This is a genomic window from Phenylobacterium sp. J367, from assembly GCF_024699985.1.
Taxonomy (GTDB): Bacteria; Pseudomonadota; Alphaproteobacteria; order Caulobacterales; family Caulobacteraceae; genus Phenylobacterium.
In genome coordinates this window covers 3599344-3613750 of record NZ_JAJONA010000001.1, presented here as the reverse complement: position 1 = coordinate 3613750, position 14407 = coordinate 3599344, and the positions used below count along the sequence as shown (strand labels likewise).

The following is a 14407-nucleotide window of genomic DNA, read 5'->3' as shown; positions in this document are numbered from 1 at the left end:
GCATGTCAGGCCTCCAATTGCACGATGTCGGGGTTCGCCGCGGCGAATTCGAGCGCGTAGGCCAATTCGCCTTCCGCTTCGGCGTGCACGGTCATGAGCGGTTGTCCCTGGGCGACGTCGTCGCCCAGTCGCGCGTGCAGCATGACCCCTGCCGACTTGGCGTCCGGGGCGCCCGCGAGCTTGGCCAGCCTGGCTAGGGTCCGGTTGTTGATGCTTGTCAGCCGCCCTGCGCGGGATGCCAAAACCGGGTGCGTCAGGGCGGCCTTCGGCGGCTGCCGCAGCCCGCCTTGAGCCTCGCAAATGGCCTGAAACTTCGCCCACGCCCGGCCGTCCGCGAGGGTCGTCTCGGCAAGCGCGAAGCCTGTCCCGGCGGCGGTTCGGCCGGCCAGTTCGAGCGCGGCGCCGGCCAGCACGCAGGCGCGCCGCCGCAGGTCCTGCGGAGCCTGGGCGTCGTTCTTCAGCACGGCCAGAACGTCGTGCGCTTCCAGCGCAGGACCGATCCCGCGCCCGACCGGCTGCACGCCGTCGGTCATGACACACCGCAGCTCCACGCCGAACACGCGCCCGACCTCGGTCAGCTCCGCGGCGAGTTCGGCCGCCGCGTCGTCGGTCCTGACCTTGGCCGTCGCGCCCACCGGTATATCGATCACGATGTGGGTCGATCCGGCGGCGATCTTCTTCGACAGCACCGAGGCGATCAGTTGGCCTCGCGTGTCGATGTCCAGCACCCGCTCCACCCGGATGAGGATGTCGTCGGCGGGGCTGAGGCTGACCGAGCCGCCCCACACCAGGCAGGCGCCCTCGCGGTCCACCACGCGCCGCATGGCCGCGACGTCCAGGTCGACGGGCGCGAGCGTCTCCATGGTGTCAGCCGTTCCGGCTGGACTGGTGATCGCGCGCGACGATGTCTTCGGCATCAGCAGACCGTGCGACGCGACGATGGCCACGACGATCGGGGTGGTGCGATTGCCCGGAAGCCCGCCGACCGAGTGCTTGTCGATGACGATCGGCGACGGCCAGGTCAGCCGCTCGCCGACCTCGATCATCGCGCGCGTGAGGCCGACCGTCTCCTCAAGGTCCAGGGGGAGCGCCGAGCAGGCAGTGAGAAAGGCGGAAAGGTGAACGTCCGTGTAGCGTGCGGCGGCGACGTCCCTGACGATCGACTGGAGCGCCGCCAGATCGAGCCGCTGTCCGTAGATCCGACGCCGGACCGCCGAGAGGGAGCCGAGGGGCGGCGGATGGCGCACGGTGAGCTCCGCCCCCTCGGCGATGCCCAGCCGCGCCCAGGCGGCTTCCGACAGGCCCGCTTCCCCATGGCCAAGAAGGCCGTCGGACACCTGGTAGAGAAGCGCGAGCACCTCGCGCCCATTCGCCATTAGCAACACCTGCGAGCGCGGGCCGAGACCCTCGGAGCGGCAGACGTGGCAGTCCGAACGCATGAGAACGACGGCGTCGTCCTGGGTGAACAGTCCCAGCCGCCGAGCCTTCAGGGTCGGTGTGGGAGAACGGGGTTGCGCCTCCACAGTCACGACAGGCCGTAGGCTTCGTCCTGAGCGGAGATCGTGCAATCCCACCCCAGGTCCGCCTCGATGCGCGCCTTCAGTCCGACTGGGCCGTCATCCTCCCCGTGGACGATGAACGTCCGGGCCGGCGGGCGCTTGAAGCCGGCCAGCCACCGCATGATCTCGTCCACGTCCGCGTGGGCCGAGAGCATCGGGAGGTTCGCCACCTCGGCTCGAATGGGGATCCACTGCCCGTGGACCTTCACTTCGCGGGCGCCCCCGAGTAGCGCCTGCCCGCGGGTTCCGGCCGCTTGATAGCCTGAGAAGAGCACGGTGTTGCGGGCGTCGGGGCCGTACGCCTTCAGATGGTGCAGCACGCGCCCGCCGGTCGCCATGCCGCTGGCCGATATGATCACCTTGGGCATGCTGTTGTGGCTTAGAGCCTTCGACTCCTCGACGTCGCGCGTATAGGTCGCGACCTCGCAAGATGCCCGGCAGACATCCTCGCTCAGCTTGTGATCGGCCCCATGGCGACACAGAAGATCGGTCGCATCAGTCGCCATGGGACTGTCGAGATAGATGGGCGTCAACGGCAGCGCCCCATCCTGCTTGAGTTTCGATAGCAGGTAGAGCAGCTCCTGGGCGCGCCCGACGGCGAACGCCGGAATCACGACAGTGCCGCCCCGCGCGGTCGTGCGCTCGATCACCTGCAGCAGCGCTTGCGCTGGCGCCACCGGATCGTGGCGACGGTCTCCATAGGTGGACTCCACGATCAGGTAGTCGGCGTGCGGCACGGGCTCGGGATCGGGCGTGATCGGATCGTCGTAGCGGCCGAGGTCCCCCGAGAAGACGACGGTCTTCCCGCCCCATCGAATCTCGACGGTTGCGGCGCCCAGGATGTGGCCCGCGTAGCGGAACGTGGCCGTGGCGCCATGTCCAAGGTCCACCGGTTTGCCGAAGGCGACGGGCCGGAGCTGGCCAATGGCGCGTTCGGCGTCATGCTTGCCGTACAGCGGGAGCGCGGGCTTGTGCTTGGAAAAGCCATGCCGGTTCGCGAACTCGGCGTCGCTTTCCTGGATCTTGGCGCTGTCCAGCAGCAGGAGTTCCGCCAGATCGGCCGTTGCCGCCGAGCAGTAGATTGGGCCTCGGAAGCCCTCTCGCACCAGCCGTGGCAGGTAGCCGGAGTGATCGAGGTGCGCATGGGTCAACACCACGGCGTCGATGGAGGCCGCCTCGCGGGACAGCGGCTCCCAGTTCTTGAGGCGCAGGGCCTTCAGACCCTGGAACAGCCCGCAGTCCACGAGCAGGCTTCGCCCCCCAAGCTCAAGCAGGTGCTTCGAGCCCGTCACCGTTCCCGCGCCGCCTAGCGACGTCAGCGTCAATTTGGCCATGCGCCCTCCGCTCCCTGCTACAGAATACGCGCCCCGCCGGCCGCGCCCTTGCCCCAGATCAAAGCTGCGCCCGCTCTCCGCCCGTTCAGGTGACGAAGACGGGCGCAAAGCCGCCGCCCGGCGTGCGGAAGTTCGTTGTTTGCCCCTGATAGACTCGCGCCGCGGCGAGGAGCGGCGAGCCGGCGTAGGTGTAGAGACGTACGTCAAGCTTGAGCGCCTGGACCTCGCCGTCGATTCTAATGCGCCGCTCGGTCGGTGCGGCCAGTTCCTGGGCGATATAGCCGCCGCGCTGCACCTCCTCCCAGACCCCGCGGGTCATCTTGTCGCCGCGATAGACCGCCTTGCCGCCGTGGCCGCCGGCCGGCTTGAAGAAGTAGCGTTTGCGAGCCGACCACAGGGCCTCCGCGGACTCCGGGGTCACCAGGATCGTTCGAGGCACTGCCGAAAGACTGCGCTGCTGGGTGGGCGACAGTCCCCAACCGGCGGGCGCGGCGGGATCGGACAGCACCGTCAGGTTCCGCTTGTCCGCCAGGAGGGCGTGGTTGCGCGGATTGGGCGTGAGAACGACAGCGCCCGCCACATAGGCGTCACGAAGCGCCCGGTGTCCCTCGCCATCCAGCGCGAAGTCGACAAGCCGGTTGTAGACCAGATCGATCGCTTCGTCGCCGTGCCGAAGCTGGCCCTGGGCGAAGGACAACTCTGCAGGATCGACGATCCTGACCTTCAGGCCGCGCCGCTCGAACGCGCGCTGGGCGAGCAGGAACTCAGGGAAGAGGTACTGCTCGGTCGGGCGATCGTCGATGATGGCGAGGGTGCGCGGCTGACTGGCGCGACCCTGAGACCGCCACTCTTGCTCGAACATCCGCCACACGGCCGCCTCGAAATTCGCGGCCGGCGTCGCTTCGATTGCGTCTCGCGCCTCGCGGCAGCACGCACCCTGGGCGCGGGCGAGGAAGGCGTTCAGAAAGGCGCCGCCGGCGTTGGTGTTGACTTCGATCAGCTTCGGCCCGCTCGCGCCGAGATGGAAGTCGTACCCCGTGAAGACGCCGCGGGGCCCGAAGTCATGCCGCGCGATTTCGGGCCCCAGGCCATCACCGCCGCCTGATAGGTGGGGTCGCTGGCCGCCGCCTCGATCGCATCGACGACCGCAAGCATGGCGTCCAGATCCGCGCGCGCGAGGAACACCGGCATTTCGGCGAAAAGGTGCGGCCGGCCGTCCAGCAGAGCCGCTGCGAGGTCGGCGTCCAGCGCTTCGGCCTGGATCGCCGCAACGAGGCTGGCACGATCCAGCGTGATGCAGAAGCACTCACGGTTGAGCACGGCGTCGCGGTTTTCAACACCTCGATCGTCGTGGGTCATGCCCCTCCCCTCTAAGCCAGTCGACATCAGCCGGACGAAACAGACGAGAACCCGGCATCTTCGCTACCCGCTCGGCGGGCGCGTCGCCCGCATTGATCGCGATCTTGATTGCGGCGATGGAATTGCCGGCGACCCAGGCGGGCTCGACAAGTCCCTCGGCCGGAGGCGCAGAGATGGCTGAAACGGTTCATGAGCAACGTCGGGAATCTAGGGCAGTCGCAACGTCGTGATACGTCCGGGTCAATGTACCTTTACCATGCCAACGCCCTTGATGTTGTTGAACGAGTCGGTCTGGTGACAGAGGTAACACTGTTCGACCCGAGCCCCCTTCTGGCCTGAGATGGGACGGTCCATCATTTCGAAGTGCATCATGTAGTGGCTGGGCGGCGCCTTGTGGCACTGCGCGCAGTCAGTGGACTTGGGACTCGGATGGAGGAAGGTCTTGATCTCCCAGCTCTCGGTCTGGTGACAGCTGGCGCACTGCTTGCCGAAGAAGCCGCCGTGAGGATCTTGAACCGCATGGCACGTGGCGCACTGCAGGCTCCCCGAGCCGCCATCGCGCCGCCGTGCGACCGCCTCGAGCACAGCGTGATCCATTTTGGTGGGCCGGACGGCGCGACCCTGGTGCTCGACGTGACAGCCTTTGCAGTCCCCGATGTTCTGGTGAAACGCGGTCGCGGGTTTCATCAGCAACTCCGGCGCCGGCGCATGGCAGGTGACGCACTTCTGCGCGGTCACGCCCTCGACTGGCGCATGGCAGCTTTCACACTTGTCGCCCAGGAAGGCGTGGGCCTCGGAAAGGGCCCCCGGCCGCACCGCGCCCGTCCATCCAGGCAAGGCGTGGCTGCCACCTTGCCAAAGCGTCCACACGACCCCAGCGACGAAGACCATGCCGAATACGCTCAGCGCCGCGTAGATCTGGCCCGGCAGCTTCATGGGAGCCACCTCAGTCCATAGTAGACGCCGGACCAGATGTGCAGCGCGAGCAGCGTGTACATGACGATGGCGGCGAGGATGTGGGTGACCACCCACCGGTTCAGCGCGCGCTTCAAAGTCTCGCGGGCGCCGATGGCGAACTCCAGGTCGGAAATGGCGCCTAGCAGGTGATTGACCTTGAGGCCGGAGGGATCGACCACAACCTCATCCTTCAGGCCGACGGCGGACAGCGCGAGGCTGTCATAGCGATCCCTCAGCACGGAGAGCTGGCGTTGTTGATCCCGCAAATCCTGGCCAAGCTCGACGAGGAAGTAGCGTCCGACAAAGCCGGTGGCGACGACCAGAAGCATCGAGACCATGAGCCCCACCCCCAGGGGACTCACTAGCTTATGACCTGAGTGCAGGACGCCCAGCACCGCGCCGATCGCCCCGGCATAGACGTGGAAGGTCAGAATCGCGCCAAGGGGAGACCCGCCGCGCGCTGAGCAGCGCCTTCACCCGCCCCTGCCGCTTCACGAGGGCGTACGCCAGTAGGGCGACAAAGAGCACAGCTGCGGCTATGCCCAGGGCCCCGCCGGCCAAGCTCCCGGGAAACCGCGGCGCTGAATGCAACAGGAAGGCGGGCGCGGTGAGCGCAAGTGCGCTCAGCAGGCCTTCCACAATGACTTTCTCACTTCGCGTCATGTCACGCGTCCACAACGAGGTCGCCGACGGACTTCGCCTGGCAGGCGAGAATGACCCCGTCGCGCTTTTCCCCCTCCGTCAGAGAATCCTGGACCTCCATGCTCACAGATCCCTGCCGCAGTGGCACCTTGCAGCGGCCGCAGATCCCGACCCGGCACTCGTAGTCGATGGCGACGCCGATGGCCTCGGCGGCCTCCAGCACCGACTGATCGGGCGCCAGGCGTCCGGACTTGTTGGACTTGGAAAAGGTCACCGTCGCCTGCGCCGACGGCGGGGCCGAGGGAGAGACGACTGCGACATCGACGACGGCCGTGACCGCGGCTGCGGGGGGCTGGGTTTCCAGAACTGGACCACCCTTCGGGGGCGCGAAGTTCTCCGTCTTCACCTGATCGTCGGGCACGCCCATTCCGCGAAGGACGCCCTTGACCGCTTCCATCATCGCGGGCGGGCCACAGAGATGGACCCGGCGGCGGACGATCTCCGGAACGGCCGCGATGATGAACTCGGGCGTCATGAACCCCACTGAACCAGCCCATTCGGTCCCTTCGGGCTGAGAGACGACAGTCGTGACGTGGACGTTCGGGTGCCGGCGCGCGAGATGCGCCAGTTCCTCGCGGAAGATGATGTCGGCGGGCGTGCGCACCCCGTAGAGAAGGTAGATGTCGTGGGGATAGGCGCGGTCCGTGAGATAGCGCAGCACGCTCATCATAGGCGTAATGCCAACCCCGCCAGCGATCAGGACGATGCCTTCCGCCTCCTGACCGGTGAAGAAGAAGCTCCCGGCGGGGGCGGCCACCTCGATGAGATCGCCGGCGTCGACGCGGTCGTGGAGGTGGCGAGACTCCAATCCGTATTGCTCACGTTTCACGGTCAGTTCGATGTAGTCCCGTTGCGTGGGCGAAGAGGAGATGGTGTAGGATCGGCGGACCTTCTTGCCATCGATCTCGGAGGTGACCGTCGCGTACTGTCCCGGAAGGAAAGTGAACGGGAACGGGCCGAGGTTTGGCTCCATCAGCCGGAACGTCTTCACGCCGGGCGTTTCGTCGAAAATCGCCTTGATCCGCAGGACGCCGATCCAGGGACGCCGCGCGGGCGCTCCGGCTTCTGCCGCCTTGGACATGACAGCAGGGGCTGAACCCGGCGAAGCTGCGGGTTCAGCGGTCGATGGCTCAGCTGGAGCGCCGGGTGTCAGCCGCTCGGCCAGCGCCCCCACACGGCGCGCGCGGATCCATTGCAGCCAGAGCGCCCCCCGTAAGAGCGGCGCCCAGAAGGATCATGAGCAGAACGTGCAGCCAGGAGAGACCGCGAAAGCCGCCAGCCATCTCTGAGCGGTCCGCCGGGGGCAGCGTCATCTCGTGTCGGAACCAGGCCAGAGCGGTCTGTTCAGGCGACTGGCCCGCCTCGAGCGCCCGAAGCGCGCCGGCCCCGCTTTGCGCCAACGAAAGACCGTCTCTGACGTCGCGCAGCGCGGTGAGCGCGGCAGCGGCGTCATTGGCCGCCTGGGCGCGATGCAGGGCCGCCTGCCCATCCGTGACCGCCTGCGACCCTGATCCCAGTCGCGTCAGCGCCTCAGGCCGGATCCGCGCGCGGGCTTCGTCGGTGAGCTTCGGAAAGTCCATCATAGACGCGTAGAACGGCTTGGGCCCCATGGGGCCACAGCAACCCGCTGCGCCTTCGCCTGCGCCCCCCGCCCATGCCAGAGGGCGCCATCATATCTCCCATCATGCCGCCCATACCGCCGGCCGCCGCAGGCGCTCGCTGGGGGACCGGCGCCCATTGTGGGGCTGGGGGCCTTCATTCCGCTCATCCCTGAGGCCGCATCGGGGTTCGCGCCAGCTGGCGGCGGATGATGAGCGGCGTGGTCCTCGGCGGGGGCCTGCGCCCAGGCGAAGGTGGATGGTGTTGCGGCGGTTAGAGCCACAGCCGCGATGGTGGCGGCTCTTAGGGCTGTGACGAGAGGCGCCGACTGGGTCCCGTGCATATGCAGGTCAGATCCCTTATCCATAGCAACGCTTCTAGCCGAAAGGCTCGGCCGCTTTGAAGGCAAGACGTAAGAGACGCTGCGATGGAGCGTCCCTTACAGCGCCACAGCAACAGAAGGCTCCGCCATAGCGCCCACCAGGCGCTGCTGGGGGGGCCAGCGAAAAGAGGAGGTGCCAGATGGCAGGGGAGATTCGGGTCGGCGTCAACGGCTACGGGGTGATCGGCAAACGTGTTGCCGATGCTGTGCGTGCTCAGGCTGATATGCGCCTGGTGGGCGTCTCCGACGTCGCAGCAGACTGGCGGACGCGGGCCCTGCACCGCAAGGATATCCCACTGTTCGCCGCCACGTCCGAAGCACATGAGCACCTCGCGGCAAATCGGATTGCCGTGGAAGGGCGTCTGCAGGATCTGCTTGGAACCGTCGATGTCGTCGTAGACTGCACGCCCAAGCGGGTCGCTGCGGAGAATGTGCCGGTCTATCGCCAACTCGGCCGGAAGTTCATCGTGCAGGGAGGCGAGAAGCACGGCGTTACCGGTCACTCCTTCGTCGCGGAATCCAACTACCAAAGCGCAGTCGGCCTCGACGCGACCCGCGTCGTCTCCTGCAATACAACGGCGACGGTGCGGACCTTGACCGCTCTGAAGCAGGCTGGGTTGCTCCGGCGCGCTCGCGGCACGCTCATGCGGCGCGCCACCGACCCGTGGGAGAGTCACCTTGGCGGTATCATCAACACCCTCGTCCCGGAACCGGAGATCCCGAGCCACCAAGGTCCTGATGCTCAGACGGTCGACCCGGACCTCGATGTGCTGACGATGGCCGTCAAGGTCCCCGAGACGATCGCCCACCTCCACTACTGGTCGGTTCAGCTTTCCCGAAGCGCCCCGAAGGAGGAGGTGCTGGACGCCTTCCGCGCGTCACCCCGCATTTTCCTCATGCCCGACAGCTATGGCCTAGCCGCGATCAATGCGGTCAAGGAGCTGATGGCGGACCTCGGCCGCTCCCGGGGCGATCTCTACGAGGTCGCGCTTTGGTCCGACATGCTGCGCGTGGAGGGCGATGAGTTGTTCTATACCTACATGGTCGACAACCAGGCCATTGTTGTGCCTGAGACGATCGACGCCATCCGGGCGCTCGCCGGCCGCGAGCCCTCTGGGGCCGCATCGATACGCGCGACCGACGAGGCCTTGCAGATCTCGCGCGATCCGTTCAACCCGGCTGGGGGCTAGCGTTCGCATCCCTAGCGGCGGCGCCGCCGCCGCTCACAATTAGATCAGCCATGGCGCGCGAAGACCCGCGTCTTGCCTCCCGGCATGAGCAGCAGCGTCTGGTAGGCCTCGACCTCACCCCTTGGGGACTCCATGCCGGGAGACCCGAAAGGCATGCCCGGAACGGCGATGCCTAGGGCTTTCGGCCTCTCGCGCAGCAAGCGTGCGACGTCGGCCGGCGGTATGTGGCCGACCACGACATAGCCACCGACCGTCGCGAGATGGCATGACGACAGCTCGAATGGCACGCCATGCTCGCGTCCGATCGGACTGACGTCCTCCACGACCACTTCCTTCATAAGGTAGCCCGACCGGCGCATGTGGGTGATCCAGCCCTTGCAACAGCCGCAGCTGGCGGTCTTGTAGACCGTCACAGGCGGCGGGCTCGCCGCGAGGGCGGGTGCTCCGGACACAAGCGCCGCGCTGGCGGCCAGCAGGTATCGGCGAGTCAGCATCTCTGTCACTTCCTTGGGATTTAGCGGCGCGGGCCGCAGCAGCAAGAGCCGCTGCTTCTCGCGGCCGCCGCGTCCTGTTCGTACAAGGCCGGTGTATAACCGGCCTTGCTGATCGCCCCCGCCACCACGGACGGCTCGCGATCCGACCGCACATCGACCCGCTTGCTGGGCAGGTCAATGGTGACCTCTGCGGCTGGATCCAGCGCGTTGATGGCGGCGGTTACAACTTGGACACAGTGTCCGCAGCTAAGGTCGTTGACGTGATAACGAAGCATTGAAATCTCCTGTTCTGATGGCCTCGCCTGACCAGATGGGGCTTCCCACGATGGTAAGGTCAAGGCCGCTCGTCACCGGCGCCCGCGCCGCGAACGTCGGCGTTCCGAAGATGAAAAAGCGCCGCCGTCGGCACGGTCGCGCCTTGCTCATTGCGGCATTTCGACGTGCCCACCGAACCCGAAGCGCATCGCTGACAGGACCTGATCGGCGAATGTGTGCTCCACGCGGCTGCGATAGCGCGCGAACAACGCCGCGGAGAGGACGTTGACCGGAACCGCCTCCTCCATCGCCGCGTCGATCGTCCACTGCCCTTCGCCTGAGTCGGAGACTCGGCCTGAGAACTGACTCAGCATCTGGTCCTTGGCCAAGGCCGCGGCGGTGAGGTCGAGCAGCCAGGAGGAGATGACGCTGCCGCGCCGCCAGACTTCGGCGATATCGGTCAGATTCAGATCGAACCGTTCCTCGGCCGGCAGCTTGGCCGAGTTCCGGCCCTTGAGGATGTCAAACCCCTCAGCGTAGGCCTGCATCAACCCGTATTCGATCCCGTTGTGGACCATCTTGACGAAGTGCCCGGCGCCGGCGGGACCGGCGTGAATGTAGCCCTGCTCGGCGCGCGGATCCTCACCCTCCTGCTCCAAACGGTTCGGTGTGCGCGGAATGGCGCCGAGCCCCGGCGCCAAGGCTGAGAAGATCGGGTCGAGCCGAGCGACGGTCGCCTTGTCCCCGCCAATCATCATGCAGTAGCCGCGTTCCAGGCCCCAGACTCCACCGGACGTGCCGACGTCCACATAGCAAAGGTTCTTCTCCCTCAGCGCGCGCGCGCGTCGAATGTCGTCCTTGTAGAAGCTGTTGCCGCCGTCGATGATGATGTCGCCCGGCTCGGCCAGTTCGGTGAGCGCTTGGATGGTGTCCTCAGTGGGCAGGCCCGCGGGCAGCATCACCCAGAAAATGCGCGGGGACTCCAGCTTGGCGGCGACGTCCTTCAGCGATGACGCCGCGATCGCGCCCTCTCCGGCGATCGCCTCGGTGAGCGGTGGGTTGCGGTCGAAGCCGACGACGCTGTGTCCCCCGCGCATCAGCCGGCGCGCGATATTGGCGCCCATCCGCCCCAGACCGATGACCGCTAGATGCATGGCGCTGATTTCCTCATTGGGTAGGTGTGGCAGGGGCCGTCTCCGGGCTGTTCGCTGGGGGCGCGTCCGTCGCCCGCTGGCGATCGCCGAGAAGCGTCGCGCGCTTGGCGTCGACCGCGCCGAGCAGGGCGTCCGTGGCCTCCGCGAACAGCGTTATGCCCTCCTGGACGAGCCCACGGGTGACCGCGTCCAGGTCGAGGCCCAGGCGGGCCGCCTCCGAGAGCACGCGTCGCGCGCCCTCGATGTCCTCGGTGAGGGCGGGGCCGACCGCGCCGTGATCGCGGAACGCGTCCAGGGTCTTGGGCGGCAGGGTGGTCACGGTGTTCGGCCCGACGAGGGCGTCAACATAGAGGGTGTCCGGATAGGCCGGGTCCTTGACGCCCGTGGACGCCCACAGCAGCCGCTGGGGCATCGCGCCCTTCGCGGCCAGCGCCTGCCAGCGCTCGCTTGCGAGCAACGTCCGGAACCAGGCATAGGCGAGCTTGGCGTTGGCGATGGCCACCTTGCCGCGGATCGCCGCGAGGTCGGCGCTCTGCGGATCGTTTGCCGCAAGCCGCGCATCGATGGCCTGGTCGATCTGCGCGTCGATCCGGCTGACGAAGAAGCTGGCCACGCTGGCGATCCGGTCGATCGGCTCGCCCCGCGCCGCGCGCGCCTCGAGCCCGGCCATGTAGGTGTCCGCGACCGCCTGGTAGGCGCCGAGCGAAAACAGCAAGGTGATGTTGACGTTGACCCCTGCCTCGACCAGCACCCGCAGGGCGGTTACGCCGGCCTTTGTCCCAGGGACCTTGACCATCAGGTTGGGCTCGTCGACGGCCGCCCACAGCCGCCGCGCCTCCTCGACGGTCGCCGCGGCGTCGTTGGCGAGGCGCGGCGAAACCTCAAGGCTGACATAGCCGTCCTCGCCGCAGAGCCTGTCGTAGACACGCCGCAGGTCCGCTGCCGCGGCCTTGACGTCGCCGATGGCCTGGCTCTCGTAGAGGTCCTGCGCGCTTGCGTCAGCCCTGCCGGCGGCCGCCTGGAAGCCCGCATCATAGGCATCGCCGTGACCCATCGCCTTCTCGAAGATGGAAGGATTGGAGGTGACGCCGGTGAGGCCGTCTTCCTCGACGAGCTTGCGCAGGCCGCCGTCGGACAGGAACCGGCGATCGATGAAGTCGAGCCAGACCGCTTGTCCGGCCTCGCCAAGTGTCTTCAGACGACTGGTCATGAGTGCTTCCCGATGATGCCACGCGCGACGGCGCAGACATTTTCGATGGTGAAGCCGTAATGCTCCTGAAGCATGGCCAACGGGGCCGAGGCTCCGAATGTCTTCATCGTGATCGTGCAGCCGTCGCTCCCGACATAGCGATCCCAGCCGATCGAGCCAGCCTGCTCAACGGCAAGCCGTGCGCGTACCTCGTCGGGAAAAACGTGCTTGCGATAGGCATCGTCCTGCAGCTCGAACAGATACCAACTTGGCAGGGATACCACGCGCGACCGCACGCCTTCCGCGCTCAGCTTCTCGTGGGCCGCCACGACCAGCGGCAGTTCGCTACCAGTGCCGATCAGGATGACCTCGGGATCACCGCCCTCGCAATCTGCAAGGATATAACCGCCCCGCTGCAATCCGTCGGCCGACGCATACCTGACACGGTCTAGCGTGGGGATCGCTTGGCGGGACAATACCAACGCAGTCGGCACGTTGCTGTGCTCCAGCGCGACCTTCCAGGCGACCGCCACCTCGTTGGCGTCGCCCGGGCGGATCGTGTTCAGCCCTGGAATGGCGCGCAGTGTAGCGAGATGTTCAACCGGTTGGTGGGTGGGGCCGTCTTCGCCGACACCGATGCTGTCGTGTGTAAACACGAAGATGACCGGCAATTCCATGATCGCCGCCAGCCGGATCGGTGCGCGCATATAGTCGGCGAAAACCAAGAAGGTGGAGCAGTAAGGGCGCAGATAAGACAGCGCCATGCCGTTGGCGATCGAGCCCATCGCATGCTCGCGCACGCCGAAATGCAGGTTGCGGCCCGTAGGATCACCTCGCTCGAACGAGCCCGCCCCCTCGAAGGTCATTGTTGTCTTGGTCGACGGTGATAGGTCCGCAGAACCGCCCATGAGCAGCGGGACGTGGGGCGCAACGGCGTTAAGCACCTTGCCGCCACTGTCGCGCGAGGCAAGGCCTATGGCGTCTGTCGGAAAGCTCGGAAGTGCGGCCTGCCAGCCACCGGGCAGCTTGCCTTCACGGAGCAGGTCGATCTGTGCGGCTTCCCTCGGAAAGGTATTGCGGTACCGGACGAGGGTCGCCTCCCAGGCCTCCCGCGCCGGCCTGCCGCGGGCCGCAATGGCCGCCTGGAACGCCTCTGCCACGCCGTCCGGCACGAGGAACTCGCTGTCCGCAGGCCATCCATAGACCGTCTTGGTCGCGCGGACGTTGTCCTCGCCAAGCGGCTCGCCGTGCGCTTTCTCGCTGCCGGCCCTTGGGCTCCCCCCATCCAATCACGGACTGCACCACGATCAGCGTGGGCCTATCGTCGGTCGCCGTGAAGACGTCAAACGCGCTTGCGAGCGCGGCGGTGTCGTTGGCGTCCCCAACATGGACGACGTTCCAGCCATAGCCCTCAAAGCGTTTGCCGACATCCTCGGTGAAGGCGAGTTCGGTCGATCCTTCGATCGAGATACGATTGCTGTCGTAGATCCAGCACACGTTCGAGAGCGCCAGGTGGCCGGCGAGCGACGCCGCCTCGCCTGAGACGCCCTCCATCATGTCGCCGTCGCCACACAGCGCATAGACGTTGTGGTCGAACAGGACGAAGCCGTCGCGGTTGAAACGCGAGGCCAGCGCACGCTCCGCAATCGCCATGCCAACGGAGTTTCCGCAGCCTTGGCCCAGGGGACCAGTGGTCGTCTCGACGCCCGTGGTGATCCGGTACTCGGGATGGCCGGGCGTCTTCGAGCCGAACTGCCGGAACTGCTTGATATCCTCCAAGCTGACCGCGGGCTCTCCAGTCCGCTTCGCGTCGGCGTTGACCTCCTTGACCCCGGCCAGGTGCAAGACCGCATAGAGGAGCATCGAGGCATGACCGACCGACAGAACGAAGCGATCGCGGTTCGGCCAATCGGGCGTGTCCGGATCGTAGCGCAGGAAGTCTCGCCACAGGGTGTAGGCCACCGGGGCCAGCGCCATCGGCGTGCCCGGATGGCCCGAATTCGCCTTCTGCACAGCATCCATCGCCAGCGTGCGGATCGTGTCGATCGCGAGCCTCTCGGGCGTTCCCGCCCTTGGCGAAGCGGCGGACCCAGGCGCCTGGTCGATCATCGGCCACCTTCTCCAGCCCTGCCCGACTGCGCGCCAGACGCCAGGAACCGGCCAGCCTTTCTGAGCATGACCGGTGAGGGGGCCGGGTGAGGCATGTTTCGACAGCTTGGCGCCGCAATCTGGG

General features: G+C 66.9%; 14 protein-coding genes and 1 pseudogene. 1 reads left to right on the top strand and 14 read right to left on the bottom strand.

All coding sequences use genetic code 11. From position 1 onward, the window contains the following. Positions 1 to 5: 5 nt before the first annotated feature. From LRS04_RS19240 to LRS04_RS19205, 8 genes are all read right to left on the bottom strand, one after another. Positions 6 to 1523, bottom strand: a complete 1518-nt coding sequence (locus LRS04_RS19240; RefSeq protein ID WP_257817710.1) for a thymidine phosphorylase family protein — start codon at positions 1521 to 1523, stop codon at positions 6 to 8. Positions 1524 to 1525: 2 nt separating this feature from the next. Further along, positions 1526 to 2893, bottom strand: coding sequence for an MBL fold metallo-hydrolase RNA specificity domain-containing protein (locus LRS04_RS19235; protein WP_257817709.1), 1368 nt, complete (start codon positions 2891 to 2893; stop codon positions 1526 to 1528). 85 nt (positions 2894 to 2978) lie between these two features. Continuing rightward, positions 2979 to 3755, bottom strand: coding sequence for a hypothetical protein (locus LRS04_RS19230; protein ID WP_257817708.1), 777 nt, complete (start codon positions 3753 to 3755; stop codon positions 2979 to 2981). 134 nt (positions 3756 to 3889) lie between these two features. Next, positions 3890 to 4252 carry a hypothetical protein gene (locus LRS04_RS19225; RefSeq protein ID WP_257817707.1) on the bottom strand — a complete coding sequence of 121 codons (363 nt, stop codon included), beginning with the start codon at positions 4250 to 4252 and terminating at the stop codon, positions 3890 to 3892. 240 nt (positions 4253 to 4492) lie between these two features. Beyond that, entirely contained in the window at positions 4493 to 5188 is a 696-nt protein-coding gene (locus LRS04_RS19220) for a cytochrome c3 family protein (protein ID WP_257817706.1), read from the bottom strand. Then, complete coding sequence (locus LRS04_RS19215; protein ID WP_257817705.1) at positions 5185 to 5538, bottom strand: hypothetical protein; 354 nt, start codon at positions 5536 to 5538, stop codon at positions 5185 to 5187. Before LRS04_RS19215 ends, LRS04_RS19220 begins: the two co-directional genes overlap by 4 nt. A gap of 335 nt (positions 5539 to 5873) precedes the next feature. Further along, positions 5874 to 6992 carry an FAD-binding oxidoreductase gene (locus LRS04_RS19210; RefSeq protein ID WP_257817704.1) on the bottom strand — a complete coding sequence of 373 codons (1119 nt, stop codon included), beginning with the start codon at positions 6990 to 6992 and terminating at the stop codon, positions 5874 to 5876. 49 nt (positions 6993 to 7041) lie between these two features. Beyond that, positions 7042 to 7491 (bottom strand): hypothetical protein, encoded by a 450-nt coding sequence (locus LRS04_RS19205; RefSeq protein WP_257817703.1) that lies wholly within the window; start codon positions 7489 to 7491, stop codon positions 7042 to 7044. A 541-nt stretch (positions 7492 to 8032) separates the two neighbouring features. Between LRS04_RS19205 and LRS04_RS19200 the strand changes: the two genes are divergently transcribed. Next, complete coding sequence (locus LRS04_RS19200) at positions 8033 to 9082, top strand: type II glyceraldehyde-3-phosphate dehydrogenase (RefSeq protein WP_257817702.1); 1050 nt, start codon at positions 8033 to 8035, stop codon at positions 9080 to 9082. Positions 9083 to 9126: 44 nt separating this feature from the next. On the opposite strand, the gene LRS04_RS19195 is transcribed toward LRS04_RS19200, so the two are convergent. The 6 genes and pseudogenes from LRS04_RS19195 to LRS04_RS19175 form a co-directional block, all read right to left on the bottom strand. Then, positions 9127 to 9621, bottom strand: coding sequence for a DUF411 domain-containing protein (locus LRS04_RS19195; protein WP_257817701.1), 495 nt, complete (start codon positions 9619 to 9621; stop codon positions 9127 to 9129). Continuing rightward, positions 9597 to 9851, bottom strand: coding sequence for a heavy-metal-associated domain-containing protein (locus LRS04_RS28300; RefSeq protein WP_374576607.1), 255 nt, complete (start codon positions 9849 to 9851; stop codon positions 9597 to 9599). Before LRS04_RS28300 ends, LRS04_RS19195 begins: the two co-directional genes overlap by 25 nt. 147 nt (positions 9852 to 9998) lie before the next feature. Further along, positions 9999 to 10985, bottom strand: coding sequence for a phosphogluconate dehydrogenase (NAD(+)-dependent, decarboxylating) (gene gnd, locus LRS04_RS19190; RefSeq protein WP_257817700.1), 987 nt, complete (start codon positions 10983 to 10985; stop codon positions 9999 to 10001). 13 nt (positions 10986 to 10998) lie between these two features. Beyond that, positions 10999 to 12195, bottom strand: a complete 1197-nt coding sequence (gene tal / locus LRS04_RS19185; RefSeq protein ID WP_257817699.1) for a transaldolase — start codon at positions 12193 to 12195, stop codon at positions 10999 to 11001. Then, positions 12192 to 13463 (bottom strand): transketolase C-terminal domain-containing protein, encoded by a 1272-nt coding sequence (locus LRS04_RS19180; protein ID WP_257817698.1) that lies wholly within the window; start codon positions 13461 to 13463, stop codon positions 12192 to 12194. The genes tal and LRS04_RS19180 overlap by 4 nt, the downstream gene beginning before the upstream one ends. 52 nt (positions 13464 to 13515) lie before the next feature. Continuing rightward, a pseudogene (locus LRS04_RS19175) lies at positions 13516 to 14196 on the bottom strand (transketolase); the annotation flags it as partial. Positions 14197 to 14407 lie beyond the last annotated feature (211 nt).

Bases quoted from the DNA above. Each gene is read 5' to 3' on its own strand.
- LRS04_RS19235 (WP_257817709.1), bottom strand. From the start codon at position 2,893: ATGGCCAAATTGACGCTGACGTCGCTAGGCGGCGCGGGAACGGTGACG.
- LRS04_RS19230 (WP_257817708.1), bottom strand. From the start codon at position 3,755: ATGTTCGAGCAAGAGTGGCGGTCTCAGGGTCGCGCCAGTCAGCCGCGC.
- LRS04_RS19225 (WP_257817707.1), bottom strand. From the start codon at position 4,252: ATGACCCACGACGATCGAGGTGTTGAAAACCGCGACGCCGTGCTCAAC.
- LRS04_RS19220 (WP_257817706.1), bottom strand. From the start codon at position 5,188: ATGAAGCTGCCGGGCCAGATCTACGCGGCGCTGAGCGTATTCGGCATG.
- LRS04_RS19215 (WP_257817705.1), bottom strand. From the start codon at position 5,538: ATGCTTCTGGTCGTCGCCACCGGCTTTGTCGGACGCTACTTCCTCGTC.
- LRS04_RS19210 (WP_257817704.1), bottom strand. From the start codon at position 6,992: ATGTCCAAGGCGGCAGAAGCCGGAGCGCCCGCGCGGCGTCCCTGGATC.
- LRS04_RS19205 (WP_257817703.1), bottom strand. From the start codon at position 7,491: ATGGACTTTCCGAAGCTCACCGACGAAGCCCGCGCGCGGATCCGGCCT.
- LRS04_RS19200 (WP_257817702.1), top strand. From the start codon at position 8,033: ATGGCAGGGGAGATTCGGGTCGGCGTCAACGGCTACGGGGTGATCGGC.
- LRS04_RS28300 (WP_374576607.1), bottom strand. From the start codon at position 9,851: ATGCTTCGTTATCACGTCAACGACCTTAGCTGCGGACACTGTGTCCAA.
- gnd (WP_257817700.1), bottom strand. From the start codon at position 10,985: ATGCATCTAGCGGTCATCGGTCTGGGGCGGATGGGCGCCAATATCGCG.
- tal (WP_257817699.1), bottom strand. From the start codon at position 12,195: ATGACCAGTCGTCTGAAGACACTTGGCGAGGCCGGACAAGCGGTCTGG.